The 25,960-nt window shown below is 33.7% G+C and carries 25 protein-coding genes; 18 read left to right on the top strand and 7 right to left on the bottom strand.

Annotation, left to right across the window (positions count from 1 at the left end; all coding sequences use genetic code 11):
- Positions 1-18: 18 nt before the first annotated feature.
- Together AC1EUU_RS13840 and AC1EUU_RS13835 are read right to left on the bottom strand one after the other, a co-directional pair.
- Positions 19-2,163: a prolyl oligopeptidase family serine peptidase gene (locus tag AC1EUU_RS13840; RefSeq protein ID WP_480202035.1), complete on the bottom strand. Its 2,145-nt coding sequence runs from the start codon at positions 2,161-2,163 to the stop codon at positions 19-21.
- A gap of 97 nt (positions 2,164-2,260) precedes the next feature.
- Positions 2,261-3,268 (bottom strand): aspartate-semialdehyde dehydrogenase, encoded by a 1,008-nt coding sequence (locus AC1EUU_RS13835; protein ID WP_480202034.1) that lies wholly within the window; start codon positions 3,266-3,268, stop codon positions 2,261-2,263.
- Between the two features lie 282 nt (positions 3,269-3,550).
- Here AC1EUU_RS13835 and trhO point away from each other — a divergent pair, with 282 nt between their 5' ends.
- Positions 3,551-4,582, top strand: coding sequence for an oxygen-dependent tRNA uridine(34) hydroxylase TrhO (gene trhO, locus AC1EUU_RS13830; RefSeq protein WP_480202033.1), 1,032 nt, complete (start codon positions 3,551-3,553; stop codon positions 4,580-4,582).
- Here the strand turns inward: trhO and AC1EUU_RS13825 are convergent, their stop codons facing one another.
- Complete coding sequence (locus AC1EUU_RS13825) at positions 4,583-4,774, bottom strand: hypothetical protein (RefSeq protein ID WP_480202032.1); 192 nt, start codon at positions 4,772-4,774, stop codon at positions 4,583-4,585. It lies immediately after the preceding gene.
- Positions 4,775-4,827: 53 nt separating this feature from the next.
- Here AC1EUU_RS13825 and AC1EUU_RS13820 point away from each other — a divergent pair, with 53 nt between their 5' ends.
- Complete coding sequence (locus AC1EUU_RS13820; protein WP_480202031.1) at positions 4,828-5,550, top strand: SDR family NAD(P)-dependent oxidoreductase; 723 nt, start codon at positions 4,828-4,830, stop codon at positions 5,548-5,550.
- Positions 5,551-5,937 carry a pyrophosphohydrolase domain-containing protein gene (locus tag AC1EUU_RS13815; RefSeq protein WP_480202030.1) on the top strand — a complete coding sequence of 129 codons (387 nt, stop codon included), beginning with the start codon at positions 5,551-5,553 and terminating at the stop codon, positions 5,935-5,937.
- Positions 5,938-5,982: 45 nt separating this feature from the next.
- Here AC1EUU_RS13815 and AC1EUU_RS13810 read toward each other — a convergent pair whose 3' ends face one another.
- Entirely contained in the window at positions 5,983-7,053 is a 1,071-nt protein-coding gene (locus AC1EUU_RS13810) for a branched-chain amino acid aminotransferase (protein WP_480202334.1), read from the bottom strand.
- 203 nt (positions 7,054-7,256) lie between these two features.
- Between AC1EUU_RS13810 and AC1EUU_RS13805 the strand changes: the two genes are divergently transcribed.
- The 7 genes from AC1EUU_RS13805 to AC1EUU_RS13775 all read left to right on the top strand — a co-directional run bounded on the left by AC1EUU_RS13805 (position 7,257) and on the right by AC1EUU_RS13775 (position 13,951).
- On the top strand, positions 7,257-7,739 hold the full coding sequence (locus AC1EUU_RS13805; RefSeq protein WP_480202029.1) for a DUF4920 domain-containing protein: 483 nt from the start codon (positions 7,257-7,259) through the stop codon (positions 7,737-7,739).
- An 8-nt stretch (positions 7,740-7,747) separates the two neighbouring features.
- The gene (mnmC2, locus tag AC1EUU_RS13800) at positions 7,748-8,413 is read left to right on the top strand and encodes a tRNA (5-methylaminomethyl-2-thiouridine)(34)-methyltransferase MnmC2 (protein WP_480202028.1); all 666 of its coding nucleotides are present in this window, start codon (positions 7,748-7,750) and stop codon (positions 8,411-8,413) included.
- Positions 8,414-8,486: 73 nt separating this feature from the next.
- On the top strand, positions 8,487-9,062 hold the full coding sequence (locus AC1EUU_RS13795) for an RNA polymerase sigma factor (protein ID WP_480202027.1): 576 nt from the start codon (positions 8,487-8,489) through the stop codon (positions 9,060-9,062).
- A complete protein-coding gene (locus AC1EUU_RS13790; protein ID WP_480202026.1) occupies positions 9,062-9,559 on the top strand; it encodes a hypothetical protein in 498 nt (165 codons plus the stop codon). The genes AC1EUU_RS13795 and AC1EUU_RS13790 overlap by 1 nt, the downstream gene beginning before the upstream one ends.
- Positions 9,560-9,777: 218 nt before the next feature.
- Complete coding sequence (locus AC1EUU_RS13785; protein WP_480202025.1) at positions 9,778-11,403, top strand: T9SS type B sorting domain-containing protein; 1,626 nt, start codon at positions 9,778-9,780, stop codon at positions 11,401-11,403.
- A 10-nt stretch (positions 11,404-11,413) separates the two neighbouring features.
- Positions 11,414-12,331 (top strand): PorP/SprF family type IX secretion system membrane protein, encoded by a 918-nt coding sequence (locus AC1EUU_RS13780; RefSeq protein ID WP_480202024.1) that lies wholly within the window; start codon positions 11,414-11,416, stop codon positions 12,329-12,331.
- A gap of 24 nt (positions 12,332-12,355) precedes the next feature.
- On the top strand, positions 12,356-13,951 hold the full coding sequence (locus AC1EUU_RS13775; RefSeq protein ID WP_480202023.1) for an OmpA family protein: 1,596 nt from the start codon (positions 12,356-12,358) through the stop codon (positions 13,949-13,951).
- A 51-nt stretch (positions 13,952-14,002) separates the two neighbouring features.
- Here the strand turns inward: AC1EUU_RS13775 and AC1EUU_RS13770 are convergent, their stop codons facing one another.
- Positions 14,003-14,890, bottom strand: a complete 888-nt coding sequence (locus tag AC1EUU_RS13770; RefSeq protein WP_480202022.1) for a LysR family transcriptional regulator — start codon at positions 14,888-14,890, stop codon at positions 14,003-14,005.
- A gap of 66 nt (positions 14,891-14,956) precedes the next feature.
- Between AC1EUU_RS13770 and hutH the strand changes: the two genes are divergently transcribed.
- The 3 genes from hutH to hutG are packed head-to-tail and all read left to right on the top strand — an operon-like array spanning position 14,957 to position 19,505.
- A complete protein-coding gene (gene hutH / locus AC1EUU_RS13765; protein ID WP_480202021.1) occupies positions 14,957-16,453 on the top strand; it encodes a histidine ammonia-lyase in 1,497 nt (498 codons plus the stop codon).
- Between the two features lie 38 nt (positions 16,454-16,491).
- A complete protein-coding gene (locus AC1EUU_RS13760) occupies positions 16,492-18,489 on the top strand; it encodes a urocanate hydratase (RefSeq protein ID WP_480202020.1) in 1,998 nt (665 codons plus the stop codon).
- Between the two features lie 8 nt (positions 18,490-18,497).
- Entirely contained in the window at positions 18,498-19,505 is a 1,008-nt protein-coding gene (gene hutG / locus AC1EUU_RS13755) for a formimidoylglutamase (protein WP_480202019.1), read from the top strand.
- Between the two features lies 1 nt (position 19,506).
- On the opposite strand, the gene AC1EUU_RS13750 is transcribed toward hutG, so the two are convergent.
- Both AC1EUU_RS13750 and AC1EUU_RS13745 read right to left on the bottom strand, forming a co-directional pair.
- Positions 19,507-20,013 carry a hypothetical protein gene (locus tag AC1EUU_RS13750; RefSeq protein ID WP_480202018.1) on the bottom strand — a complete coding sequence of 169 codons (507 nt, stop codon included), beginning with the start codon at positions 20,011-20,013 and terminating at the stop codon, positions 19,507-19,509.
- 136 nt (positions 20,014-20,149) lie between these two features.
- Positions 20,150-20,575, bottom strand: a complete 426-nt coding sequence (locus tag AC1EUU_RS13745) for a cupin domain-containing protein (RefSeq protein ID WP_480202017.1) — start codon at positions 20,573-20,575, stop codon at positions 20,150-20,152.
- A gap of 81 nt (positions 20,576-20,656) precedes the next feature.
- Here AC1EUU_RS13745 and AC1EUU_RS13740 point away from each other — a divergent pair, with 81 nt between their 5' ends.
- From AC1EUU_RS13740 to AC1EUU_RS13720, 5 genes are all read left to right on the top strand, one after another.
- Positions 20,657-21,253: a TetR/AcrR family transcriptional regulator gene (locus tag AC1EUU_RS13740; RefSeq protein WP_480202016.1), complete on the top strand. Its 597-nt coding sequence runs from the start codon at positions 20,657-20,659 to the stop codon at positions 21,251-21,253.
- A gap of 103 nt (positions 21,254-21,356) precedes the next feature.
- Positions 21,357-21,707 carry a ribose-5-phosphate isomerase gene (locus AC1EUU_RS13735; RefSeq protein WP_480202015.1) on the top strand — a complete coding sequence of 117 codons (351 nt, stop codon included), beginning with the start codon at positions 21,357-21,359 and terminating at the stop codon, positions 21,705-21,707.
- 166 nt (positions 21,708-21,873) lie between these two features.
- The gene (locus AC1EUU_RS13730; protein ID WP_480202014.1) at positions 21,874-22,551 is read left to right on the top strand and encodes a hypothetical protein; all 678 of its coding nucleotides are present in this window, start codon (positions 21,874-21,876) and stop codon (positions 22,549-22,551) included.
- A 308-nt stretch (positions 22,552-22,859) separates the two neighbouring features.
- Positions 22,860-24,077, top strand: coding sequence for a phage integrase SAM-like domain-containing protein (locus AC1EUU_RS13725; protein WP_480202013.1), 1,218 nt, complete (start codon positions 22,860-22,862; stop codon positions 24,075-24,077).
- Positions 24,078-24,897: 820 nt separating this feature from the next.
- Entirely contained in the window at positions 24,898-25,956 is a 1,059-nt protein-coding gene (locus tag AC1EUU_RS13720; RefSeq protein ID WP_480202012.1) for a hypothetical protein, read from the top strand.
- Positions 25,957-25,960: the final 4 nt, after the last annotated feature.

The raw sequence follows: 25,960 nt of genomic DNA, 5'->3' as shown, positions 1-25,960 counted from the left end.
AAAGAATCTATTATTTTATTAATCTTTATATTTAGATTTTAGCTCTGTCACTCCCATATTATATAAGGTAAAACCAAAGATATCTGCATATTGTTCGATGGTTTTGCTTACAGGAGTTCCGGCACCATGCCCGGCATTGGTTTCAATGCGTATAAGTGTTGGGTTATTACCTGATTGCTTGTCTTGTAATTCTGCAGCAAACTTAAAGCTATGCGCTGGTACTACACGATCATCATGATCACCAGTTGTAACTAAGGTAGCTGGATACTTAACACCTTCTTTTACATTGTGTATGGGTGAGTACCCTTTTAAATAATCAAACATTTCCTTGCTTTGCTCAGACGTTCCGTAGTCGTACGCCCATCCTGCCCCCGCAGTAAAAGTATGATAGCGTAACATATCTAAAACCCCAACCGCAGGTAAAGCAACTTTCATAAGCTCTGGCCGTTGAGTCATAGTAGCACCAACTAGTAAACCACCATTCGATCCACCACGAATGGCTAAATAGTCAGGTGAAGTGTAGTTGTTTTCAATCAAATATTCAGCTGCCGCGATGAAGTCATCAAAGACATTCTGCTTTTGTAATTGCGTTCCGGCTTTATGCCATTCTTTACCATATTCACCACCACCTCTTAAATTAGGAACAGCATAAATACCACCTTGTTCCATCCAAACAGCATTTGCAATACTAAAGTTAGGCTGTAGACTAATATTAAAACCGCCATAACCATATAAGATGGTAGGGTTCTTGCCGTTTAGCTCAATTCCTTTTTTATAGGTAATGATCATTGGTACTTTTGTACCATCTTTAGAGTTATAGAAAACTTGTTTAGACTCATAAGCATCACTTTCAAAACCTATTGTAGGTTTTTTATAAACTGAGTAATCGCCATCTTGAGTATTGAATTTATAGATAGTATATGGGTTGGTATAGTTCGTAAATCCGAAATACAATTCTTTGTCTTCTTTTTTACCGTTAAATCCACCGGCATTTCCAACACCAGGAAGTTTTATCTCTCGAACCAACTTACCATCCATGTCATATTGAAGTACTTTAGAAATGGCATCGACCATATATTCGGCAAAGAAGTATCCGCCTCCGGTACTTGGGCTTAAAACATTTTTAGTTTCAGGGATAAATTCTTTCCAATTTTCAGGTGCCGGATTCGATGCATCAACAGTTACAATTTTTTGATTTGGAGCATTCATATTTGTTACCAAATATAATTTGCCGCCATCATTGTCGATTACATAAGTATCACTATCAAAATTGTCTAGTACAGTTACTAAAGGACTGTTTGATTTGGTTAAATCTTTAATATACAAATCATTCCCAGAAGTAGATTTGGCACCAGAAATCACTAAATAACGATCGTCTTCTGTAACTCCACCAAATATATATCTACGCTTTTGAGCTTCTGTACCTCCAAAAATTAGCTTGTCATCTTTTTGCTGAGTACCTAGTTTATGATAATATAGCTTATGCTGATCTGTTTTAGCAGAAAGCTCACTTCCCTTGGGCTTATCATAGCTAGAATAGAAGAAACCATCATTGCCTTTCCATGAAACTCCACTGAATTTTACATCAATTAAAGTGTCTTCCTTTATTTCTTTTGTTAGCGCATCCATAACAATGATTTTACGCCAGTCTGATCCTCCTTCAGAGATAGTATAGGCGGCGATACTTCCATCTTTAGAGAAAGTTAAACTTCCTAAAGAAGTTGTGCCGTCTTCAGAAAAAGTATTTGGATTTAAAAATATTTCAGGGTCTTCATTATCTTTCTGTCTATAAACAACATACTGATTCTGTAATCCGTCATTTTTATAGAAATAGGTGTATTCTCCTTCTTTAAAAGGAGCTGAATATTTCTCATAATTCCATAATTTCTCCAAACGATTTTTTAGCTCTTCTCGGTAGGGAATTTTGTCTAAATATCCGAAGGTTACCTTATTTTGTTCTTTGACCCATTCACCGGTCTCATCAGACATATCATCCTCTAACCATCGATAAGGATCTTTTACTTCTGCTCCGAAATAGGTATCTACGGTATCAACCTTTTTAGTTTCTGGATAGGTCATTGCTAGTTGTTCTTCAGTTTTTTGTTCTGTTTTACAGGAAATTAATAGCAGAGAGGCCGCTACAAATAGAGTTAGTTTTTTCATGAGTTATGTTTAAGAAGCTATAAAATTAACCAAAATAGGCTCACCGAAAAAGTGAGCCTTTAATTCTAAGCAAAATTTATGATTTCTTTAAGACAATTTAAACGGTTGCTTTAGAGCTAATTAAATTATTTGCCACTAAGTATTCTGCAATCTGTACTGCATTTGTAGCAGCCCCTTTTCGTAAATTGTCAGAAACAATCCACATATTTAAAGTTTTAGGCTGTGATAAATCACGACGTATTCTACCTACAAATACATCATCTTTGCCTTCAGCATAAATTGGCATTGGATATGTGTTACTCGCTGTATTGTCTTGAACCGTAACACCAGATGTTTCACTTAAGATGTTTCTTACTTCGGTTTCGTCAAAATCATGTTCAAATTCAATGTTAACACTTTCGCTATGTCCTCCTACTACAGGTATGCGAACCGCTGTTGCTGTGATGGCAATTGATTTGTCATCTAAAATCTTTTGTGTTTCTCGAACTAGTTTTAATTCTTCTTTTGTATAACCATTACTTTCGAACACATCACAATGTGGTATTGCATTTCTATGGATTGGGTAAGGGTAGGCCATTTCACCATTTTCACCTTTGTATTCATTCTCAAGTTGTTGAACGGCTTTTACTCCGGTTCCTGTTATAGATTGATACGTAGATATTACCAATCTTTTTATTCCATATTTTTTATGAAGTGGAGCTAAAGCGACTACCATCTGAATGGTTGAACAATTAGGATTTGCAATAATTAAGTCATCTTCGGTGAGCTGAGCAGCATTAATTTCGGGGACAACTAATCGTTTAGTAGCATCCATACGCCAGGCTGATGAATTATCAATAACTACAGTTCCAACTTCTGCAAACTTGGGAGCCCATTCAAGAGAAGTACTTCCTCCAGCCGAGAAAATTGCTATATCTAAGTGCATATCAATAGCTGTTTGTAAACCAACAATGGTATAGTCGGTATTTTTGAAAGTTATTTTTTTACCAACAGAACGTTCAGAAGCTACAGGTATTAATTCTGTAATTGGAAAATTACGTTCTTCTAGTACTTTTAACATCACTGTGCCTACCATTCCGGTAGCGCCAACTACAGCTACTCTCATGATTTTCTTTATTTATGATTAATTTCATGCAAATTTCATAAAAAAGACTATAAAAAAGCTCTTAAAACCAATAAAATTCTTTAAAAGTTTAATATCTATCAAAAGAACTTGATTTTTTAAATTTTAAACTTTTATTTAGAATGAAGAAATCGCGAATAGATGCGGTGTTCATTTTGTCAAAGTTTTCTATGGTCTTCTCAAAGAAAAAATTTTTATAACTAAGAAAATTAGTACTTTTGCCCAAAATTTATAACAATCTTTTAATCTTAAAATTAGTATAGCATGCAACTGTACAATACATTAAGTGCAAAAGAAAGAGCCGCGTTAATCGAAGAAGCTGGTCAACAGCGATTAACCTTATCTTTCTATCAGTACGCCAAAATTGGTAACCCTCAATTATTTAGAAATCATCTTTTTGTTGCTTGGAATGAGCTCGATGTTTTAGGTAGAATCTATGTAGCTCGCGAAGGAATTAACGGGCAATTATCGGTGCCTGCTGAGAATTTTAATGCATTTAAATCGCACTTGGATAGCATCCCGTTTTTGAAAGATATTCGCTTAAATATTGCGATTGAACAAGATAATATGTCGTTCTTAAAACTTAAGGTTAAAGTGCGTCATAAAATTGTGGCCGATGGTTTGAATGATGATACCTTCGATGTTACAAATAAAGGTGTGCATTTAAAAGCAAAGGAATTTAATCAATTACTTCAAGACCCAAATACCATTTGCGTTGATATGCGAAATCACTACGAAAGTGAAATTGGGCATTTTAAAGGAGCAGTTACTCCTGATGTTGATACTTTTCGCGATTCCTTAGATATTATAGAAGAAGATCTTAAGGAACATAAAGAAGATAAAAATCTTTTAATGTATTGCACGGGAGGTATTCGTTGTGAGAAAGCAAGTGCCTATTATAAACATAAAGGTTTTAAGAATGTATACCAACTTGAAGGTGGTATTATTGAATATATGCGTCAGGTAAAAGCAGATAATTTAGAAAATAAATTTATCGGTAAGAACTTTGTGTTTGATCACCGTCGAGCAGAAAGAATCTCAGATGATGTAATTGCTAGCTGCCACCAATGTGGAAAACCTTGCGATACTCATGTAAATTGTGAAAATGAAGCTTGTCATTTATTATTCATTCAGTGTGAAGAATGTAAAGATAAGTTGCAGGGGTGTTGTTCAATAGATTGTCAAGAGGTCTATAACCTTCCATATGAAGATCAAAAGGCACTTCGTAGAGGAAAGCATAATAGTAATAAAATATTTAAGAAAGGGCGTTCAGATGTTCTTAAGTATAAGAAATAATTACTCGTGTAAATAATATGCGATATACTTAAAAGCTAGTATTACGGCAATAATAATGAGAAGTACAAGCCAAACTTTTCTATAGTGAATTTTGTGTAATTTGATGTCTTTTCTATAGGTCCAAACCATTACTATGGCAAAACCAATTATAAAAAGTAAGGCAAAAATTTTTTGTCCGGTACTAAAATCCATTTAGATATGATTATTTGCGCAAAAATACGTTTTTTTGTGTTTTAACTTTCAATATGGTAAAGAACGCGATTATTTTTGGGGCTACTTCGGGAATTGGTGAAGAATTAGCAAGACTTTTGGTTGAAGATGGTTATAATGTGTTAATTACAGGGCGAAGAGTTGAGCGATTAAAAGAGATTCAAAAGTCTAGCCCGAGTCAGTATAAAATTCGTCAGCATGATGTAACCAATACTGATGATACTGACGCTTTTTTTAATCAAATTCCGTCGTTTTTTGATAAGGTTGATCTAATAATACATAATTCAGGTATAATGCAGCCTAATTTTAGTTTGGAATGGCAAAAAGATCTACCTACGCTGAATACCAACGTTATTGGTGCAACTAAAATTTATCAATTGGCGTATAATTTTTTTAAAGAGCAAGGTTACGGGCATTTAGTAAGTGTCACTTCAGTAGCTTCAATAAGAGGTAATAGATTTGTTGCTGCTTATCATGCATCTAAAGCCTATCAATCGAGTTATATGGAGTCGTTATGGATGAAAGCACAACGAACCAAAAAAGCAAAAATATATGTTACCAATATTCTTCCGGGTTATGTAGATACTGATATTATTGAAGGGCCTACTTTTTGGATGGCTCCTTTAGGCAAGGCCACAAAGCAAATTTATACTGCTATAAAAAAGAAAAAACGAAAAGCATATATAACAAAAAGATGGAGATTGGTTGCCTTATTACTTAAGGTCATACCTGCCAAACTAATACTTAAATATTTATAAATGAAGAATAAAATAAAAGCAGTTCAAGAATTCCATACAGCATTTGATATTGGCTATAAAACGGAACCTATAGCTAAATTATCTGATCAAAAATTGCAATTACGTTTTGACTTAATGGATGAAGAGAATAGAGAGTATTTAGAAGCTGCTAAAAACAATGATTTAATTGAAGTGGCAGATGCCCTTGGTGACATGCTGTATATTTTATGTGGAACTATTATAGAGCATGGAATGCAAGATAAAATTGAAGAGGTATTTAATGAAATTCAACGTAGTAACATGAGTAAATTAGGTGCCAATGGTAAGCCGATTTATAGGGAAGATGGAAAGGTTATGAAAGGCCCTAATTATTTTAAACCAAATATTGCAGAGATATTAGAACAATAAAAAAAAGGAGCTTCATGAAGCTCCTTTTTTTATGATTTTTTCACCTTATTCAACACCGTATCTCCATCCATATGGATCATCAATGATGTTGTATTGTATATCGGTTAATTTCTTTTTAAACCTTAATGCATACGAATCCTCTTGTTCATTTAATTCAAATTCTTGATTGCCATGACTAAACTGAGATATTTGAGTAACAACCGCTGCAGTACCTGCGCCGAATATTTCTTTTAAACTACCATCTTTAGCCGCCGTTTTAATTTCAGCAACCGAAACGGGTCTTATTTCAATAGCAACTCCTTCATCTTGAGCAAGCCTGATTATACTTTTACGAGTAATTCCATCTAGGATTCGATCATTTGTTGGAGCTGTTAATAATTTATCACCTACCCTGAAGAAAATATTCATAGTTCCTGCCTCTTCAAGATATTCATGAGTATTGGCGTCGGTCCAAACCACTTGCTGATATCCTTTTTCCTGAGCTAATTTAGTAGGGTAAAATTGAGCAGCATAGTTACCGGCAGCTTTAGCATATCCTACACCACCATCAGCAGCTCTACTATATTTTTCTGCAAATAAAACCTTTACTGGTTTATCATAATATGCCTGTGCAGGAGAACAGATAATCATAAATTTATATTCTTCAGAACGTGATGCCGCAACAGCATGCTCAGAAGCAATTACGAATGGGCGAATGTATAACGAGTTTCCATACCCTTTTTGAATCCAATCTTTATCTAATTGTAATAAGGTGGTCAAGCCTTCGAAGAAATATTCTTTTGGAAATTCTGGAATTGCCATTCTTTCTGAGGACTTATTGATCCTGTCAAAGTTATCTTCAGGTCTAAATAACCAAACTTTATCATTTTCATCTTTATAAGCTTTCATTCCTTCAAAGACCGCTTGTCCATAATGAAATACGCGTGCAGAAGGCTCAATAGAAAGCGGGCCATAAGGTACAATTTCTGGTTGCAGCCATTTACCGTCTTTAAAATCACAAACAAACATATGATCTGTAAAGGTTCTGCCAAACTGTAAGTTGCTAAAATCTACTTGATCAATTTTAGAATTTGTAACTTTTTGAACCTTAATAGTTGAAGGTATTTGTATACTCATCATGAATGAAATTTTTTACGGTGCAAAAGTACAAAATTTAATTGCTTTTTATGTTAAAGATTTGCTTTGTCTTTTAATTATTTTATAATGAACAGATTATATTAAATTGTTTAAAATTTAACTTAGTGGTGAGACTCAAAGAAGTAATTATTTAATTCTAATACACGAATATTAGTTATTTTTGTAGAAAGCTAAGGTATAATATGAAACAACTTATTTTTTTATCTGTAATGGTTTTTCTTATGGCATGTAACGAAAAGACCAAAAACACTATAGAGGATGATGCATATGTCTCTTACGGCGATAAAATTTCTAAAAAAAATAGTATTTCCAAAGAAGAAATGGCTCAAAAGTTTAATACTTTAAAAGATGGAGATACTGTTAACATAAAGTTTAGCGCTACAATCAACGAAGTTTGTAAGAAAAAAGGATGTTGGATGAAGTTAGATTTAGGTGAAGAGCAAGAATCAATGGTAAGGTTTAAAGACTACAGCTTTTTTGTACCTAAAGATGCAGATAGTAAAGAAGCAATTGTTGAAGGCAAGGCATATATAACCAAAATCTCGGTTGACCAGCTAAGGCATTATGCAAAGGATGGTGGAAAATCTGAAGAAGAAATCGCAAAAATAACGGAGCCGGAGCTTACCTATGCTTTCGAAGCTCATGGAGTTCTTCTAAAGGAATAACTTTTATTTTGAAACGTGAGATATTGATCACCAAAGATGGTTCTACAACCATTCATTTGCCTGAATGGAATGAACAATATCATTCAAAACATGGGGCTATTCAAGAAGCGTATCATGTATTTATTACCCATGGATTATCTCAATTTAACGACAAAAAAGAAGTTTCGATATTAGAAATTGGTTTTGGTACGGGTCTCAATTGTTTGATTACTTTCTTAGAATCTTTAAAGAGTAAACAGTCTATAAACTATGTTGGTGTTGAAGCATATCCTGTTGAAGAAAACGAGGTTAAACAACTAAATTATATTTCGGAGTTAAATGCCCAAAAATTCACTAGTGTATTTCATGATATACACGCACGCAATTGGGAAGAGTTTCATGCGCTTTCACAAACTTTTGTACTTAAAAAAAGAAAGCAATTTTTTCGTGAGATTAAAGATGATAATGCTTTTGACCTTATCTATTTTGATGCTTTTGGGGCACGAGTACAGCCCGAATTATGGACAGAAGCTATCTTTCAAATAATGTTTAAAGCACTTAAATCTAACGGTGTTTTAGTAACTTATTCTGCTAAAGGGAGTGTACGAAGAGCTTTGTTAGCTGTTGGGTTTAGAGTTGAACGTTTGCCAGGCCCTCCAGGTAAACGCGAAATGCTTAGAGCAAAGAAATTCTAGAAAAAAGCTTAAAAAATTAAAATTGATGGTTTATGTGTAACCACTTCTTAACTTTTGATGTCTAACTTGCTAAATGAAGCAACCAAACGACCAAATTTATATAGACAGCGTTCTAGAAGGTGATGCGTCATCGTATAGCTATCTTGTTGAAAGATATAAAGATATGGCTTATACCGTGGCACTGAAAATTTTGCGTAATGCGGAAGATGCTGAGGAAGTAGCGCAAGATAGTTTTATAAAGGCATTTCAACAATTAAGCACATTTAGAGGGAAATCTAAGTTTTCAACATGGTTATATACTATTGTTTATAGAACAGCAATTTCTAAAACGCGTAAGAAAAAATTGGAAGTTACAGATATTGATGAATATGTTATTGATAATTATACGACTGAAAGGTCATCATCACAAATTGATGGATTGACATATGAAGAGCAACAGAAGTATGTATCTTTAGCTATAGATAAATTACCCGAGTTAGATGCTTTATTGGTAACTTTGTTCTATATGGATGATAAGTCTTTGGATGAAATTAAAGACATTACGGGATATTCAAAAACAAATATTAAAGTAAGACTATTTAGAGCAAGAAAGAAACTATATAAAGAGCTGGAGCTACTACTAGATGACGAAATAAAAACCATCTTATAATGGATAAAAGAAAGAAGAAACATATTGAGAACTTATTGAAGCAAACGCCTACTGCCAAAGCTCCAAAAGACTTTGTTTCTAGTGTGATGAATGATGTTGAAACGCTTACAAATGAAGAATTATTAAAAGATGTTAGATTGTCTGAATTACTGAGGAAAGGAAGTTTAGAGAAGCCGTCATCAAACTTCGTCTCTAATGTAATGACTACCATTCAATCTGAAAAAGAATTTAATTATCAGCCTATTATTAGTAAGCGATCATGGTTCTTAATTGCTGGTCTTTCAACAGTTATTATTGCTTATGTGTTATCAATAAGCACAGCTTCTGGAGCTTCTACAATTTACACTAAAACGACACCCTACATACAAAAAGTCCAATCTTTATGGCAGAATCTGTCGTTAAGTTTTGAAATTTCTCCGCTACTAGTACTTAGCTTAGTCTCTTTAACCTTCCTAGTATTTCTAGATTATGCATCAAGGGTAAGAAATTATATATAAATACTTAAATAAGAGCAACCAATTGGTAAGCATTGCATCTTAGTTTAATTATAATTAATGGCACTTAAACTATTGTAATTCTAATTTATTTGTAAATTTGTCGACTACAAAAATCAGTCTGCCATTTATTGTCAAACTGATTTTTGACGAAAACGAGTTAAAGTCTGTGACTTAATTTATGAAATTGTGTCATAGTTGTAAATTGTGATGAAGAAGATATGGTAAAAAATTACTCCCCTCTTAAAAAAGGTTTTACTTCTATTGGTAAAGCTTTTCTTTTACTTTTTTTATGCTTAGTGGTGTTTGCTGCGGGAGCGCAAACTTCAGATTTAAGTATTACTAAGACAGTAAATAATGCTGCTCCTAATGTAGGAGATCAAATAACCTTCTCTATAACCATTACAAATGCTGGGCCAGATGTGGCTACCGGTGTTACTGTAAGAGATGTTTTGCCTACTGGTTATGGAGGCTTAACAAGTATAAGTGGTGGAGGTTCTTCAACAGGAAATACTGTTTTATGGCCTGGCTTGACTATTCCGGTTACAAATGCGCCTGGAGATGAGATTGTATTAACCTTATCTACAAATGTATTGGCGAGTGGCGATTATAATAATAGAGCAGAGATTATCGCCTCTGATAGTAATGACCCAGATAGTGACCCTAATCAAAGCTTTGATGTTGATGACGGCTTAGACGGAACACCTGATTTAATCGATGATGATGAAACTAGTGAAGTAGTCGTTACTCCTATGCGCGCAGATCTTAGCCTAACGAAGTCAGTTGATAATTCCACTCCTTTATTCGGAGAGGAAGTAACCTTTACCTTATCATTAACCAATGCTGGCCCTGATATTGCAACGGGTGTGTCTGTGCAAGATATATTACCTTCAGGTTACGGTGGTATTACCAGTATTAGCGGAGGTGCTACTACTTTAGGTAATAATGTTAATTGGAATGGTTTGACGGTTAATCCGGGACAAACCATATTTTTAACAGTCTCAGCTAACGTTTTGCAGAATGGTGAATATAATAATAGAGCTGAAATAGTGGCTTCCGATGTGCATGATTTAGATAGTGACCCTTCATCAAGTTTCGATGATGATGATTACGCTGATGGAATCATTGACGATGATGAAACCGATTTTGTAATTGTTACACCTTCAGTTTCAGATGTTAGCATAACGAAAGAAGTTGAACTATTAGATGCTAATCTTATTAACGGTAGGCCACATCAAGGTACGAATGTGATATTTACAATTACAGTAACAAATAATGGTCCGAACGATACTCAGAACGTAACGGTTTTGGATCAACTACCAGCTGGATATATATACTTATCTGATGACGGCTTCGGAGATTATAATCCTGCTACAGGGGTATGGACAATTGGTGATTTAGCAGATGGAGGCCAAGAAACCTTAAATATTACGGCCGTTATAGGTTTAGAAGATGATTATACGAATACTGCCGAAATAACAAATTCTGATAGTTTTGATTCAGATCTATCTAATAACCAAGATAGTGCTTCTATAGATCCTATAGATGTATTTATCCCTGAGGCATTTTCTCCTAATGGAGATAATATTAATGACACATTTGAAGTGCCTGGTTTAGGACTTTTATATCCCGATTTTAAAATTGAGATTTTTAATAGATGGGGTAGTAAAGTTTACGAATATGAAAATCAAGGCAGAACGTCACCTTCTTGGTGGGATGGATTTTCTAACGGAAACTTAAACTTTAATGGAAGTAAGAGAGTCCCAGCCGGTACTTACTATTATATTATTTATTTTAATCAAGATAACATTGCACCGATTTCTAATTGGGTATATGTAAATAGATAAAAAGAGCTAGATGAAAAGAATTTTACTTATACTAATAATTACTAGTTTGTTTGTATTTGATGGGTTTTCTCAGCAAGATCCGCAATACACCCAATACATGTATAATATGAATGTTGTAAATCCAGCTTATGCAGGTTCAAGAGAAACTTTAAGTATAGGATTGTTAGGGAGATTTCAATGGACAGGATTAAACGGCGCTCCCGAAACGTACACTGCATCTATTCATGCACCACTGTCTAATAAAGTTGGACTTGGCTTATCTGTTATTGCAGATGAAAACGGGCCTTTAAAAGAACAGAATATTTATGCAGACTTTTCATATACTTTAGAAACTTCTGAAATAGGTAGACTGGCCTTTGGTTTAAAAGCAGGAGTGACACTAAAACAAGTAGGGCTGTTTTCATTAACAAGAGTAACTCCAGATGATCCATCATTTAATGATAATGTAAATTCAACAGACCCAAATATTGGGGCAGGAGCTTTCTACTACACTGATAGATTTTATGTTGGACTTTCAATGCCGAACATATTAGAAGTGGCACACGCGGAATTTGAAGATGGTAGAATTTCAAAAGTTTCTGAAAAAATGCATTACTTCTTAACTTCTGGTTATGTGTTCGATTTGAATAAAAATCTTAAATTTAAACCATCAATATTGGTAAAAGCAGCTTTAGGCGCTCCTCTTTCAATGGATTTTTCTACCAATTTTTTGTTTAATGAACGTTTTGAATTAGGTGCCAGCTATCGTTTCGATGATTCGATAAGTGGATTGGTAAATGTTGCTGTTTCACCTAATCTTAGATTAGGTTTTGCATATGATCATACCTTAACAAATTTAGGTGATTTTAATAACGGTTCTTTTGAAGGAATCTTGCTATGGGATATTGTTTCGTCAGATAAGAAAATCAAATCGCCAAGATTCTTTTAAACTAACTAAAACGAATTTATTACTATGAAAAATATATGTACCTTACTATTATTAGCAGCATCTTTGCTAATTGGTGCACAAACTACACCAGGTAAACACTCAGTTAAAATTAGTACCGTTAATACAAAATTGGCCGATTTTGGTGTTAACTTTATGGGAGATGATAAAGTCATTTTTGCAGCTCCAAATGATAAAGTAACTATTGTTAGAAGGGTATGGAGAGAAAACGGTCAGCCATACCTAGACCTATTTATTGGAGATATTGATAGTACCGGAAGTATTGTTAACAAGAGAAAATTGGGCGGAGAAGTAAATAGAAGGCTCCATGAAGCTTCTGTGGCTTTTACCAAAGATCTAAAAACGGTATATTTTAGTGCCAATAACTATAACGAAAAAGAGAAGTCTATTCGTGGTAAAGAAGGGTATGATAATATCCAGTTATATACGGCTAAAGTTAACGAGGCAGGGGAGTGGATAAACATTGAAAAATTGCCGTTCAATAGTAATGATTATAACACTGGATTACCTTCGTTAAACAACGATGATAAAAAACTATACTTTGTGTCTGATAAACCTGGAGGTTTCGGAAAAGCAGATATCTATGTTGTAGATGTTTTATCGGATGGATTTAGTGAACCAAAAAACTTAGGGCCTCGAATCAATACTGAAGAAAGAGAGATGTTTCCCTTTATTGCAGAAGACAATATTCTATATTTTTCTTCTAACGGGCATGCAGGTTATGGAAACTTAGATGTATTTGCTAGTAAGATTTTTGATAGCACAGTATCTGAAGCCTTAAACCTAGAACAACCTATCAATAGCCCTAAAGATGACTTCGCGTACATTCTGAATAATAAAGGTCAAAATGGCTTCTTCTCGTCGAATAGAGCAAATGGAAAAGGAGATGATGATATTTATTCTTTCTTGGAAGATGAAGAGCTATTTATAGAATGCCTTCAAGAAATTAAAGGAGTTGTAAGAGATATAGATACAAAAGAATTAATACCTGGAGCAATAGTTCAGATTTTAGATAAAGATGGAAACCAGTTGCAGATTACAGCTGCTCATGAAGAAGATGCTTCGTTTAGCTTTAAAGTACCTTGTAGTGCTGAATATACTTTGGTAGGGACGAATGACGGATATTTAAAGGAAGAACGTGCTATTAAAACGGTAAATGATCTTGATACAGAACCAATCGTTGAAAATCTAGACTTAACACCAGACTTTAAAATGGTTGGAGATGAACTATTGATAAATATTAATGTTATCTATTTTGATTTTGATAAGTATAACATTAGACCTGATGCTGCAATTGAGTTAGATAAAGTAGTTGAGGTAATGAAGAAATATCCTGAGTTAGATATTTTTGCAACGTCTCATACCGATGAAAGAGGTTCAGCTTCTTATAATAAGAGATTATCAGATAAAAGGGCTAAGTCTACTGTGGAATATATAATTTCTAAAGGGATTGATCCGAGTAGAATTTCTAGCGAAGGAAAAGGAGAAACAGAACCTGCTGTTGACTGTGAAGGCAAAAAATGCACTGAAGAAGAACATCAGTTAAATAGAAGAACAAACTTTAAAGTACAAGAACAGATTAGAGTTAGAAGAGAAGAGTAAAAATTAACAGATAAAACTAATTAAGCCGTATTTTTTTGAATGCGGCTTTTTTTATATAAATTTTAATAAATGCTGTAATACCGGGTTTCTATTTGTTTTATTCCAGATAGCCGAGAGAATTGTTCGTTGTTTAATTTTGTTGAGTTCAATAAATTTTACATTCATGTTATATCCCGTTTGTAAAGATTTAGGGACAATAGAGATGCCTAAATGATGCTCAACCAACCGATAAATTGAACTAGCATGAATGGTATTATGCGAGATAATAGGTGTGAAGCCATGCTCATCAAAAATTTGCATTACCTTTTCGTAGTATGAAGGGCTATATGAGGGGTCGAACATAATAAATGGCTCATTTTTTAATTGCTGTAATCCTTTAAATGATTCTTTATTTAAAGGATGATTTTTGGGTAATACTAAGCAAAAAGCTTCCTTAAGAACTGGTTTTAGTTCAATAGTTCTTGGCACACGCTCCGTTCTAACAAAACCTATATCAATATCACCAGAGATTAATTGATTTATTTGCTGCGCATTATCCATCTCTTTTAAACTAAATGTAACCTTAGAAAGTTCTCTCTTAAACTTCAATAAGAGATCTGGTATTATTTGATTCATAGCCGATCCTACATAACCTAAGCGTATGTTTCCGTTTATACCTTTATCTATTAATGTTGCATGATCTAATATGTCATTGAGTTCTTTTAAATTCCGTTTCAGTTCGTTTTTGAGATATATTCCTGCTTGTGTTAAAGCGACTTTTCTGTTGCTTCGTTCAAATAATAATATACCTAGGTCTTCTTCCATCTGTTTGATTTGCCTGCTAAGACCCGGTTGAGAAATGAATAGGCGTTCTGCGGCTTTTCGAAAATGCAAATCTTCGGCAACAGCCAAGAAATAACGAAAATGACGATATTCTAATTGATTACTTATAGTTATCATTTAATATCAAAATTAATATTGTTAAGCATCAAAAATAAAGATAACTTTGAAGAAAACAAAAATTAGATGTTTAGATACGGAATAGATCATCTTACTGTAAAAAAAGCTATCGCAATAATCAACGGTAGTCTTAAAGCTGTTTTAACAAAAGAAACCATTGATAAGGTAAAAGCTTGTAGAAAAAAGGTGGAGGTAATGGCAAATGGAGATAAAGCGGTGTATGGAATTAATACTGGGTTTGGACCACTATGCGATACACAGATAACACCTGAAGAAACAAGTAAACTGCAAGAAAATTTATTAATTACTCATGCCGTGGGTGTTGGTAAACCGATTGATAAAGAACTTTCAAAAATGATGATGATATGTAAAGTGCATGCGCTCTGTCAAGGTTTTTCTGGGGTTCGTTTGGCACTTATTGAACGTATTATTTATTTTATAGAGCATGATTTACTTCCTGTGGTTCCGGAACAAGGGTCTGTAGGAGCATCTGGAGACCTGGCGCCATTATCGCATTTGTTTTTACCCTTGCTTGGGGAGGGCGAATTTTGGATAGAGGATGCGGTTGTTTTGGCCAATGAAGTACTAGAATCTCATAATCTTGAACCATTGCAATTGCAAGCTAAAGAAGGATTGGGTCTTATTAATGGTACGCAGTTTATTTTAGCACATGCAATTAAAGGACTCCATAAAATGTCCTACTTATTAGATCTTGCCGATGTTGTCGGAGCGATGACGCTCGAAGGGTTTCAAGGAAGTGCATCTCCATTTAAAGAAGATTTGCATCGAATAAGACCTTTCTCCGGGAATCTAAAAGTAGCCGAGCGTATTCGCATGTTACTTAAGAATTCTCAGAATGTAGAAAATCATTTAGAATGCGATCGAGTACAAGACCCGTATTCAATTCGTTGTATGCCCCAGGTTCATGGAGCATCAAGAAACGCTTTTGATCATCTTAATATGCTCGCTGAGATTGAAATGAATTCGGTAACCGACAATCCTATTGTTTTGAGTGAGACCGAAGCAATTTCTGGAGGTAATTTTCATGGACAGCCCTTAGCAATGGCAATAGATTATGGAGCATTGGCAGCTGCCGAATTAGGAAATATCTCCGATAGACGTTGTTACTTACTCTTAGAAGGGAAATATGGTTTACCAAGATTACTTACCAAAAGTGGTGGATTGAATTCCGGGTATATGATTCCGCAATATACCACGGCGGCATTGGTTACAGAAAATAAATCGTTGTGTTTTCCACCATCAGCCGATAGTATACCTACATCATTAGGTCAAGAAGATCATGTGTCAATGGGGAGCATTTCTGGACGTAAATACAATCAAATACTAGAAAACCTAGAAAAGATATTAGCCATTGAGCTGATGTATGCAGCACAAGCAATGGAGTTTAGACGTCCTAATACATTTTCAAAGATCATAGAACAAAACTTTACACTAATTAGAAGTAAAGTAGCCAAACTAGAAGACGATCGCATCTTAAAAGATGATATTAATAACTTAATTCGTTTGGTAAAAGAACGAGCATTTATTGTAGAAGCTTTGTAAAGGCTTTTCACCCTTAAAATTTTAAAATTAGAAGAGATATGACTTTTCAAGAACAAATATTACAAGGAATTCCAAATGAGCTACCTCAAAAAAGAGAATATCCTGAAGGAGCGAATAGAGCTCCAAAACGAAAAGATATTTTATCAAAAGAAGAAAAGCAACTCGCAATACGTAATGCACTGCGTTATTTTCCAAAAACTTGGCATAGAGAATTAGCGATCGAATTTGCGCAAGAATTAAATGATTATGGCAGAATATATATGTATCGTTTCAAGCCTGATTATAAAATATACGCAAGGGCTATTGAAGAATATCCTGGGCAATCAAAGCAAGCTGCGGCAATTATGTTGATGATTCAAAATAATTTGGATCCAGCGGTAGCACAACACCCAGAAGAATTAATCACCTATGGCGGTAATGGTGCGGTGTTTCAAAATTGGGCACAATATTTATTAACGATGCAGTATTTAGCAACAATGACCAATGATCAAACATTACATATGTATTCTGGTCATCCCATGGGGCTATTTCCCTCTTCGACAGAATCTCCGAGGGTTATCGTTACAAACGGAATGATGATTCCAAATTACTCCCAACCAGATGATTGGGAAAAATATAATGCCTTGGGAGTAACTCAATATGGACAAATGACAGCGGGCTCGTATATGTATATTGGTCCGCAAGGCATCGTACATGGTACAACAATTACGGTAATGAATGCCTTTCGTAAAATCTTGCACGAAGGTGAAAATCCTAAGGGGAAAATATTCTTAACCGCCGGATTAGGAGGTATGAGTGGCGCACAACCAAAAGCGGGTACAATTGCTTCTTGTATTACTATTTGTGCAGAAGTGAACCGCAAGGCTGCAACTAAACGCTTTGAACAAGGTTGGGTAGATGTATTAGTAGATAATATGGATGATTTGCTCCATCGAGTGAAGCAAGCTCAGGCCAATGAAGAAGTCGTTTCGATTGCGTATATCGGGAATGTGGTAGAAGTATGGGAGCGTTTTGATGAAGAAAATGTATTTATTCATGTTGGTTCAGATCAAACATCGTTGCATATTCCTTGGACAGGAGGGTATTATCCTGTAGAAATTTCCTATGAAGAATCGAATAGATTAATTCGAGAAGAGCCAGAAATTTTTAAGCAAAAAGTACAAGAATCACTACGTCGTCATGCTGCAGCCATTAATAAACATGTTGATAAAGGGACTTATTTTTTCGATTATGGAAATGCTTTCTTATTAGAAGCATCACGAGCTGGAGCAGATGTGATGGCCGAAAATCAAATTGACTTTAAATATCCCTCATATGTGCAAGATATTTTAGGGCCAATGTGTTTTGATTATGGTTTTGGTCCATTTAGGTGGGTATGTACTTCCGGGAAACCTCAAGATTTAGATCAAACAGATGAAATAGCGATGAAAGTCTTGCAAGAGATAATGGAAAATTCTCCAAAAGAAATTCAATTGCAAATGCAAGATAATATTACTTGGATAAAGGACGCGAAGCAAAATAAAATGGTGGTTGGTTCTCAAGCACGTATTTTATATGCAGACGCCGAAGGACGTGCTAAAATTGCTAAAGCCTTTAACGACGCAATTGCTGGCGGTGTAATTGGCCCGGTAGTATTAGGAAGAGACCACCATGATGTTAGTGGTACCGATTCTCCGTATAGAGAAACTTCGAATATTTATGATGGAAGTAAATTCACTGCCGATATGGCCATTCATAATGTTATTGGAGATAGTTTTAGAGGAGCAACTTGGGTATCTATTCACAATGGTGGCGGTGTTGGCTGGGGCGAAGTAATTAATGGTGGTTTTGGGATGTTATTAGATGGAACATCTGAAGCCGAGAAACGTCTTAAAAAAATGCTGTTTTATGATGTTAATAACGGTATTGCGAGAAGAAGTTGGGCACGTAACGAAGAAGCATTGTTTGCAATTAAACGTGAAATGGAACGAACACCAAGTCTAAAAGTAACGCTTCCTAATCTAGTTGACAATGATATTCTAACCAACTTGTTCTGATTAATTTAATGGAGAAAGTACAAGAATTTATAAAGCTAAATGCTGAATACCATCCGGCGGAAAAGATATATTGGCAGGGAAGAAAATCAAATCCTGATATTGAAAATCAGTATTGGCATCAAGAAATTGAGGTAGCCGACATTACCAAAGATGTTTCTAACGTTGACATTGCTTTGTTAGGATATGTTTGCGATGAAGGAGTACGAAGAAATCGAGGTAGAGTAGGAGCGCACCTTGGCCCTAGATCATTACGAGAAAGGTTGGCAAAGTTACCCATCCATTTTAGAAGAAAACGTGTAGTAGATATTGGTGATATTGTTTGTGTTGATGACGACATGGAATCATGCCAAGAGAAATTTTCACTTACTATTGAACGCCTATTGCAGTCTTCGATTTTTCCTATAGCAATTGGTGGAGGTCATGACATTGCTTATGCTCATTTTAATGGCATTTATAATGCTCTGAAAAATACGGGCAAAGATAGGATTGCCATTATAAATTTTGATGCCCATTTCGACCTAAGACCATTGGAAGGAAAGGGGAATTCTGGAACACCATTTAATCAATTAATAAGCGAATCAAAAATTGAAGAGCAGGCTATTGATTATTTTGCAATTGGTATTCAAAGACAATCAAACACAAAAGAACTTTTTGAGATTGCTGATAAAAATAATGTTGAGTACGCTGTTAATTACGACTGTGAATCTTCATCGGCTGAACTCGAGAATTTAAAAAATCGATTACGGCCAATTATAGAAAGAAATGACTATTTATACATTACGATAGATATGGACGGATTTTCGTCGGCATACGCTCCGGGTGTTAGTGCGCCATCTCCATTAGGATTTACACCTTATTTTGTTTTTAAAATGCTAAAGTTTTTATTTGAAACTCAAAAGGTAATTTCTTGTGATATTGCAGAATTAAATCCAACCTTAGATAGAGATGATCTTACGGCAAATTTAGCTGCTAAAATTGTTGATTTTATGGTAATGAAAATTGCGTCTCAAGAGTAGGTTAATTTTTGGAGTTTATGGCGATAAATTTTGTTTCAAGATATTTTTGAACCCATTTTCCATCTTTTCTAGAGCCAACAATAAACGTATAAGAATTATTGTCTAGTTTAATCCATGCATCGGTTATAAAAGAGTTTCCATACTTATATGTATAAAAGAGGTTGTCACCCTCTATATTGATTTCTCCAGTTGTGAGTCCACCAAAGACATCAAACTCCCAAAATTTTAATTTCTTATCACTTTTGTCAAATTGCCTGATTCCATGATTTCTAAGTCCATATTTTGTTTGCTTTAAATCTGTGAAACCTTTTGATTTTGCTATTACGATACTGCTGTCTAATGAATATTTATAGGTTACTTCTTGTTTGAACTTACTTCCGTCACCCCAATTCCCTTCGGCAGACCATGTTTTTCCGGTAAGTTTTTTAAAAACACTTAAATCATTTTGTTGCGCATACGAAATGGCGGTGCATAAAGCTAACGTGATAAAGGTAAATTTCAATTTCATTTTGAACAAATGTTTGATTTTGTTAGATAAGAATGATTACCTAAATCACTAAAATACTAAATCATCTATTTTAATGAGTGACTTTAACAATAATTTATAAGTTTTAGGCTTTTATGAGATATTAAAGCGTAGAGCTCTATACTTTAATAACCATATCAAAATCAGTAGCGGTTTCAATTACTTTTTGAATAATTTCTGGAGCAATAGATTTTTCTTGTGCGTCGGGTTCATGAATAGATATACCCATTAAATTAAAAAAACTGCTGAACCCTTTAGGGCTATGAATATTAATCCACCTACAGGTTTTTTCACTTTTGTTTCCAAACGTATGCAAGGTTTTTGGAGGAATGTCAACTGATTGACCAGCTTTTAAGGTTCTTATTTTACCGTTTATAAAAAATTCCATTTCTCCTTCGATGATTAAGAAGGACTCCTTGTAGGAATTGTGCAAATGAGGCGGAGGGCCTTGAATTTTAGCCGGAGTTTCTGCAAACATCAAGTCATAATCTCCAGAAGTGTCATGAAGTGTTACTTTGTGACCTAGTACCCATTTCGTATCCATAATTTTACTTTTATGAGATGTTTGTCTCACAAAGATATGTTTAAGTTTTTGTTTAAGCAAATTTTATGAGATATTTGTCTCATGAAAAGCAAATATATTAGTTCAGGAAGATCAAATCAAAAGTTAGAAACAAGAAAGAAAATAATTACTGGCGCAAAGTATTTTATTAAGAAAGGAATGAATTTCACCTTAGAAGATGTTGCGAAAAAGGTTAAGCTTTCCAGAGCCACAGTTTATAGGTATTACTCAAATGTAGATGTATTAGTTAGCGAAGCAGCTATAGATACGCCTAAGGATTCTCAAGCTATTTATGATAAATTACAACATCTTGAAATAGATAAAGCGCTAATGGGTATACAAGAGTATTATAATACTTTGACAATTAACAATGAAAACGCGTTCAGAAAATATTTAAGCGTTTCAATTATTTCTAAAAATACCGCTAATACACGTGGAGCAAGAAGAAATGAAACCTTGAAGCTCGCGCTTAATAATACTACACTTAATCAAGAAGAGAAAGGTAAACTATCGAAACTTTTAACAGTACTAATTGGAATAGAACCGTTGATTGTAACCAAAGATGTATGTGGGTTGAATAATAAGGAGTCCTTAGCCCTTCTTAAATGGGGTTTAGAAATGATATTGAAAGGGGTTGTTTTTAATGATAATAGTGATTAAGTTTTATCAAAACTCTAGGTATTAGTTATCTTAGCTCTAGTAGAATGTTGACCAAAAAAAGCACTGTTATTTATGATACAAGTTGTTAAAATTTTAATAAACAATGCCTAAAAGACAATATCAGGTGTACGTTATAGAATTATCGAAAAAAGTATATACTGAAAATAGAAAATTTCGAGAGGCAAACCCTCAATTCAATGGAGTTTTACAATGTCTTTATGTGGGTATGACAAGTAAGACTCCGAAAGAACGCTTTGCACAACATAAGACCGGTTATAGAAATAAAAAAGGATACAGGCTTTCGTCAACTATTGTTCAAAAATATGGCTTGTATCTAAGGCCAAGTCTTTATAATCATATTAATCCGATATCTACAAGAGCAGAAGCATTAAAAATGGAAGAAAAACTGGCCTTGGAGTTGAGAAGACAACGATATGCAGTATGGTTTAATTGATAAAGAAGGGTATTTAACAAGGAGCGTTTAGAACAATTATTTTAAAGTAATACGCATCACTAGGTATTAATTAATAATTTAAACCTTGGTTCGAATCGAAGATTCCTTAATGAACTACTTGTAGTGGTAAAATTATTTGTTTATTTATGTAAGATAACTTGCATAAATGGATACGGATTTCTTAAGAGGCCTAGTTAAGTATAGCGAATTGATAGCGGCTATATTTGCTTCAGTTTATTATCACAAGTTCAAATCAAAGCATATTAAATACTTTGTAATAATGCTTTGGTACATAGTTTTAGTTGAGTGGGGAATACACTTTTTAAAACTATTTAATATAAGAACATTATTTTTTTATAAAGAAAATGCGAATCAAGGTTATAACTTATGGCTTTACAATCAATTAATATTTGTTATAACCGTTGTTTTTTATTACTTGTACCATAAAACAATTAAGTACGGTCTATTTAAAAATGCTATTAAACTATTTGCAGTTATTTATGTAAGTAGTTTTATAATTAATTATTTATTTTTTCAAAGTTTTATTTGGGAGTCAACTGAAATACCTAAGGTAATAGGTTATGTCTTTATTGTAATTTGTGGAATATTCTATTTTATTGAAATATTAAGTTCAGAAAAAATAGTAACCTTCAAAAGGTTACTGATGTTTTGGATCACTGCAGGGGCAATATTATATTTTGCTGGTGTTATTCCATTTCTCCTAAAAAAAAATATTTACATGTTATTTGATGGAGTACATTGGCTTTATAATATAAATACTTTTTTAGCGGTAATAATGTATTTATTGATTGCTTTTGGCTTTTATTATAGTAAAGAGGAATAAAAACATTCTGGTTGATTGGGTGGATTAGTATTATGCTTTCTTTAGCCTTATTTGAGGTAAACTTCTCGCCATAAAAGGGTTAAAATAAAAATACCAACCTTATGGCTGGTATTTATTTTAAAGCTCCCCCTCTTGGGCTCGAACCAAGGACCCTCTGATTAACAGCGCATTTTTTCACGAATAAGTTAAACGAATTAGCGTTTTAAGACACTGATAATTAGTGTTTTAATTTTATTTGGTTTCAAATCTATTCATTTGAAATCAAACAGTTGCGTGCAAATTGAGTGCAAATTTTTTAACTTATATGTATGAAAACGAACTTGACATTGACGCTGGATTTACGACGGAAAAAATCGAATAATACCTATCCGATTATTTTACGATTGAGTCATTTAAGAAAGACAACTTCTATCTCCTTAGGATATTCTATTGGAAAAGAATATTGGGATGATAGAAAACGATGTGTTAAGAATTCGTATAAAGGGGTTTCATCGGTCAGGAAATTAAATAACATACTCTTAAAAGAAAAAACCCGGGCAACAGATATCATCAATGACTTATTCGATAAGAAGGAATTAGAGTTTTTATCAATTAAGCAAGTCAAAGATAAAATTGTAAGAACCAGTAAATACGAATCTTTTTTTGAGTATGGGTATGGTCTGGTAGAAGAATTGAAAAAAGCGCGACGTTATGGTACAGCGCGTAGCTATAGTGGCACTCTCGGTACTTTTAAAACCTACAATAACAATAAAGATTTAAAGTTCAATGAACTGAATTATCATTTTTTATTGAAGTACGAGAGCCAATATTTATCCAAAGGAAATAGTTTGAATGGCCTGGCTTCAAATTTAAGAACCATTAAGGCAATCTATAATAAAGCCATACGAGCTGGTTTGGTCAAGAAAGAAGCGTATCCTTTTACTAATTATAAAATTAGAATGATACCCACTAAGAAAAGAGCCATAGACTTAGAATCCATCAAAAAAATAGTGACACTCGAATTAGATAGGAGTACTACGTTATTTAAATATCGAAATTACTTTTTAGCCTCCTATATGATGTATGGTATATCTTTTATGGATATGGCATTTTTAAAATTAGAGAATATAGTTAATGGCCGTATTCGTTTTCAGCGTTCAAAAACGGGCAAATTATATGATATCAAAATCACCGATCAATTAATGGAAATATTCTCTATCTATACCGAAGGCAAGGAAAAAGACCAGTTTATTTTTCCAATTATTAAAAGGGATATTCTAGAGCTACAACATAAAGATATTGACTGGGAGCGTCATCGATATAACAAGGGCTTAAAGAGAATTGCTGCAATGTGCAATATTGAAAATAATATTACATCGTATGTTTCTCGGCACAGTTTTGCTACACAAGCTATGTTGCAAAATGTTCCTTTGATGGCTATTTCTGCTATGTTGGGACACAGTAAATTAAATACAACTCAGATATATTTAAAGTCCTTACCTAATAATATACTTGATGAGTATAACGAGCAAATAGTTTCATTCTGAAACTCAAAACGAAAGCAAACAAAAACAAACGTTTTTAAACCTGTGGATTTAGGAGCTGGTCATCACTGATGCCTTTGTTATTTGTTTCATAGTGCTAAGAGAATCCACTTGTTTAAAAATGAACCAAATCCGCTTTGCGGATGCGGTAGTTCTAATCCCTTCCATTTTAAAGCAAATAACATCAAATTTTTATTTTTTACTAAAAAATTCCTTGATTTTATTGGGCTGAGCGCATTTTTTAGTAAAATATCAATTATTAAGAACACAGGAGTTGTTTGTAAAAACCATTCTACCATAATCAATCTTAAACGACTTCAAATAATACAAGATTGTCCTAGTGTTGCTGCAAATTTACTGTAAATAGTTGCTGATTATCAAGGTGTTAGAGTTGATTTACTGTAAATTGCAGCAAAAATGCCCTAATGGTATTTTTCATAGCACTGATAATCATTTGAAAATCAACTAAATAAAAATAAGCAACATTGCGTAGCGTGTTACCCTCTTGCTATTCAAATCTCGTTCGCAAAGCGAACCATATTTTCATACAAATAGCAGCACTATTTGCTTATAAAAGTTAGGGCTTTATAAGATGATTTTGAAATGTTAATTGTTATCAAATGAGATGAATTGATGCCAAAAAATAGGAATTTCTTCAATCTACTATTGCCAAAGGGAATAATAAATAGTTTGAGCTAGTGAAATTAACACCTATATTGTAATGAATAATTTTAAAAAAATAAAGGATTTATTACATTGGCGCCATTTATAGTTATATAGTTGATATTAACTAAATTGCTATATATTCCGCAACCAAAAAAAAATGCCGCGAAACTATATTAGAAATATTATTTTTTCAAAAACACCTCTAAATTCCAGTTATAGATTTGGAGACAAATTTCAGATTTATCCAATCAATCTGGAAAACGCGCCTAGATCTAAGCAAGCTACGCATTTCCCATTGATAATTGAATTCTTTTTGGATAAAAGTGAAATAAAAGAAGTCAAGGAATTTGATAAAAAATCAACTAATCAGACAGTAGCTGAATTGTCAGCTCAAACTAACAAATTGATTCAATTGACTAATCTTATTTCTACAATTTCAAACTATCGCCTATTCTTTTATAGGCATATTGAAATGTTGTGGACGGTACCAATCCCGGAAGAATTAACAGATGATGCCAGAAAGAAATTTGATAAAATATCAAGTTCTTGGTCTATGCCATCTTATGTATACGAAAATATTGGCAAAGAATTGTTCATCACTAAATTTTCAAATCATGACTTTCCAAAAATAGAACTTCTTCCGCAAAGATTGTACTATTACTATGAACCACTTGAGAGTAAAAATAAGAGTATAAATTTTCCTAAAACAGCAGATGTTATTTTCGATAACTATTTCAATTTGAACGAAAAAGAATTAAAAATAATTAATTCTGCGATGCATCAATTTTGCAATGGATTAGAATTATTTAAAAATATGAAGAGCCTGTCTTTTTTCTCACTTGTTTCCAGTATTGAAACATTGGTTAATCTGGAATTTAAGGATGAGAAAATCGAATTTGAATGTAGCGGTTGTAAAACAATTAAATCATCGAAAAGACAATGTCAAAATTGTGGAAGACCAATTTGGGGAATATCTGCGAAGTTTAGAGAATTTCTTTTTAAATATGTTTCTGGTGAAAATGAAGCTAGAAAATTATACAACCAGATTTATAATATAAGGTCCAAAATTACACATACGGAATATTTGCTAAGTGGAGATAATTTTTCAGATTGGGAATTTAATAATAAAACGGAAGAGATAATGATGTTACATTTAAAGGTAATGCAAATTGCTAGAAGAAGTTTTGCTAATTGGTTATTGAGTAAATCCAAATAATACC

The sequence above is a fragment of the Maritimimonas sp. 2205BS37-2 genome (genome assembly GCF_056591755.1).
This window is presented reverse-complemented; position numbering and strand designations above follow the sequence as displayed.

What these genes read in the sequence shown, in the direction of transcription:
- AC1EUU_RS13840 (WP_480202035.1), bottom strand. Translation starts at nt 2,163, where the DNA reads ATGAAAAAACTAACTCTATTTGTAGCGGCCTCTCTGCTATTAATTTCC.
- AC1EUU_RS13835 (WP_480202034.1), bottom strand. Translation starts at nt 3,268, where the DNA reads ATGAGAGTAGCTGTAGTTGGCGCTACCGGAATGGTAGGCACAGTGATG.
- trhO (WP_480202033.1), top strand. Translation starts at nt 3,551, where the DNA reads ATGCAACTGTACAATACATTAAGTGCAAAAGAAAGAGCCGCGTTAATC.
- AC1EUU_RS13825 (WP_480202032.1), bottom strand. Translation starts at nt 4,774, where the DNA reads ATGGATTTTAGTACCGGACAAAAAATTTTTGCCTTACTTTTTATAATT.
- AC1EUU_RS13820 (WP_480202031.1), top strand. Translation starts at nt 4,828, where the DNA reads ATGGTAAAGAACGCGATTATTTTTGGGGCTACTTCGGGAATTGGTGAA.
- AC1EUU_RS13815 (WP_480202030.1), top strand. Translation starts at nt 5,551, where the DNA reads ATGAAGAATAAAATAAAAGCAGTTCAAGAATTCCATACAGCATTTGAT.
- AC1EUU_RS13810 (WP_480202334.1), bottom strand. Translation starts at nt 7,053, where the DNA reads ATGAGTATACAAATACCTTCAACTATTAAGGTTCAAAAAGTTACAAAT.
- AC1EUU_RS13805 (WP_480202029.1), top strand. Translation starts at nt 7,257, where the DNA reads ATGAAACAACTTATTTTTTTATCTGTAATGGTTTTTCTTATGGCATGT.
- AC1EUU_RS13795 (WP_480202027.1), top strand. Translation starts at nt 8,487, where the DNA reads ATGAAGCAACCAAACGACCAAATTTATATAGACAGCGTTCTAGAAGGT.
- AC1EUU_RS13790 (WP_480202026.1), top strand. Translation starts at nt 9,062, where the DNA reads ATGGATAAAAGAAAGAAGAAACATATTGAGAACTTATTGAAGCAAACG.
- AC1EUU_RS13785 (WP_480202025.1), top strand. Translation starts at nt 9,778, where the DNA reads ATGGTAAAAAATTACTCCCCTCTTAAAAAAGGTTTTACTTCTATTGGT.
- AC1EUU_RS13780 (WP_480202024.1), top strand. Translation starts at nt 11,414, where the DNA reads ATGAAAAGAATTTTACTTATACTAATAATTACTAGTTTGTTTGTATTT.
- AC1EUU_RS13775 (WP_480202023.1), top strand. Translation starts at nt 12,356, where the DNA reads ATGAAAAATATATGTACCTTACTATTATTAGCAGCATCTTTGCTAATT.
- AC1EUU_RS13770 (WP_480202022.1), bottom strand. Translation starts at nt 14,890, where the DNA reads ATGATAACTATAAGTAATCAATTAGAATATCGTCATTTTCGTTATTTC.
- hutH (WP_480202021.1), top strand. Translation starts at nt 14,957, where the DNA reads ATGTTTAGATACGGAATAGATCATCTTACTGTAAAAAAAGCTATCGCA.
- AC1EUU_RS13760 (WP_480202020.1), top strand. Translation starts at nt 16,492, where the DNA reads ATGACTTTTCAAGAACAAATATTACAAGGAATTCCAAATGAGCTACCT.
- hutG (WP_480202019.1), top strand. Translation starts at nt 18,498, where the DNA reads ATGGAGAAAGTACAAGAATTTATAAAGCTAAATGCTGAATACCATCCG.
- AC1EUU_RS13750 (WP_480202018.1), bottom strand. Translation starts at nt 20,013, where the DNA reads ATGAAATTGAAATTTACCTTTATCACGTTAGCTTTATGCACCGCCATT.
- AC1EUU_RS13745 (WP_480202017.1), bottom strand. Translation starts at nt 20,575, where the DNA reads ATGGATACGAAATGGGTACTAGGTCACAAAGTAACACTTCATGACACT.
- AC1EUU_RS13740 (WP_480202016.1), top strand. Translation starts at nt 20,657, where the DNA reads ATGAAAAGCAAATATATTAGTTCAGGAAGATCAAATCAAAAGTTAGAA.
- AC1EUU_RS13735 (WP_480202015.1), top strand. Translation starts at nt 21,357, where the DNA reads ATGCCTAAAAGACAATATCAGGTGTACGTTATAGAATTATCGAAAAAA.
- AC1EUU_RS13730 (WP_480202014.1), top strand. Translation starts at nt 21,874, where the DNA reads ATGGATACGGATTTCTTAAGAGGCCTAGTTAAGTATAGCGAATTGATA.
- AC1EUU_RS13725 (WP_480202013.1), top strand. Translation starts at nt 22,860, where the DNA reads ATGAAAACGAACTTGACATTGACGCTGGATTTACGACGGAAAAAATCG.
- AC1EUU_RS13720 (WP_480202012.1), top strand. Translation starts at nt 24,898, where the DNA reads ATGCCGCGAAACTATATTAGAAATATTATTTTTTCAAAAACACCTCTA.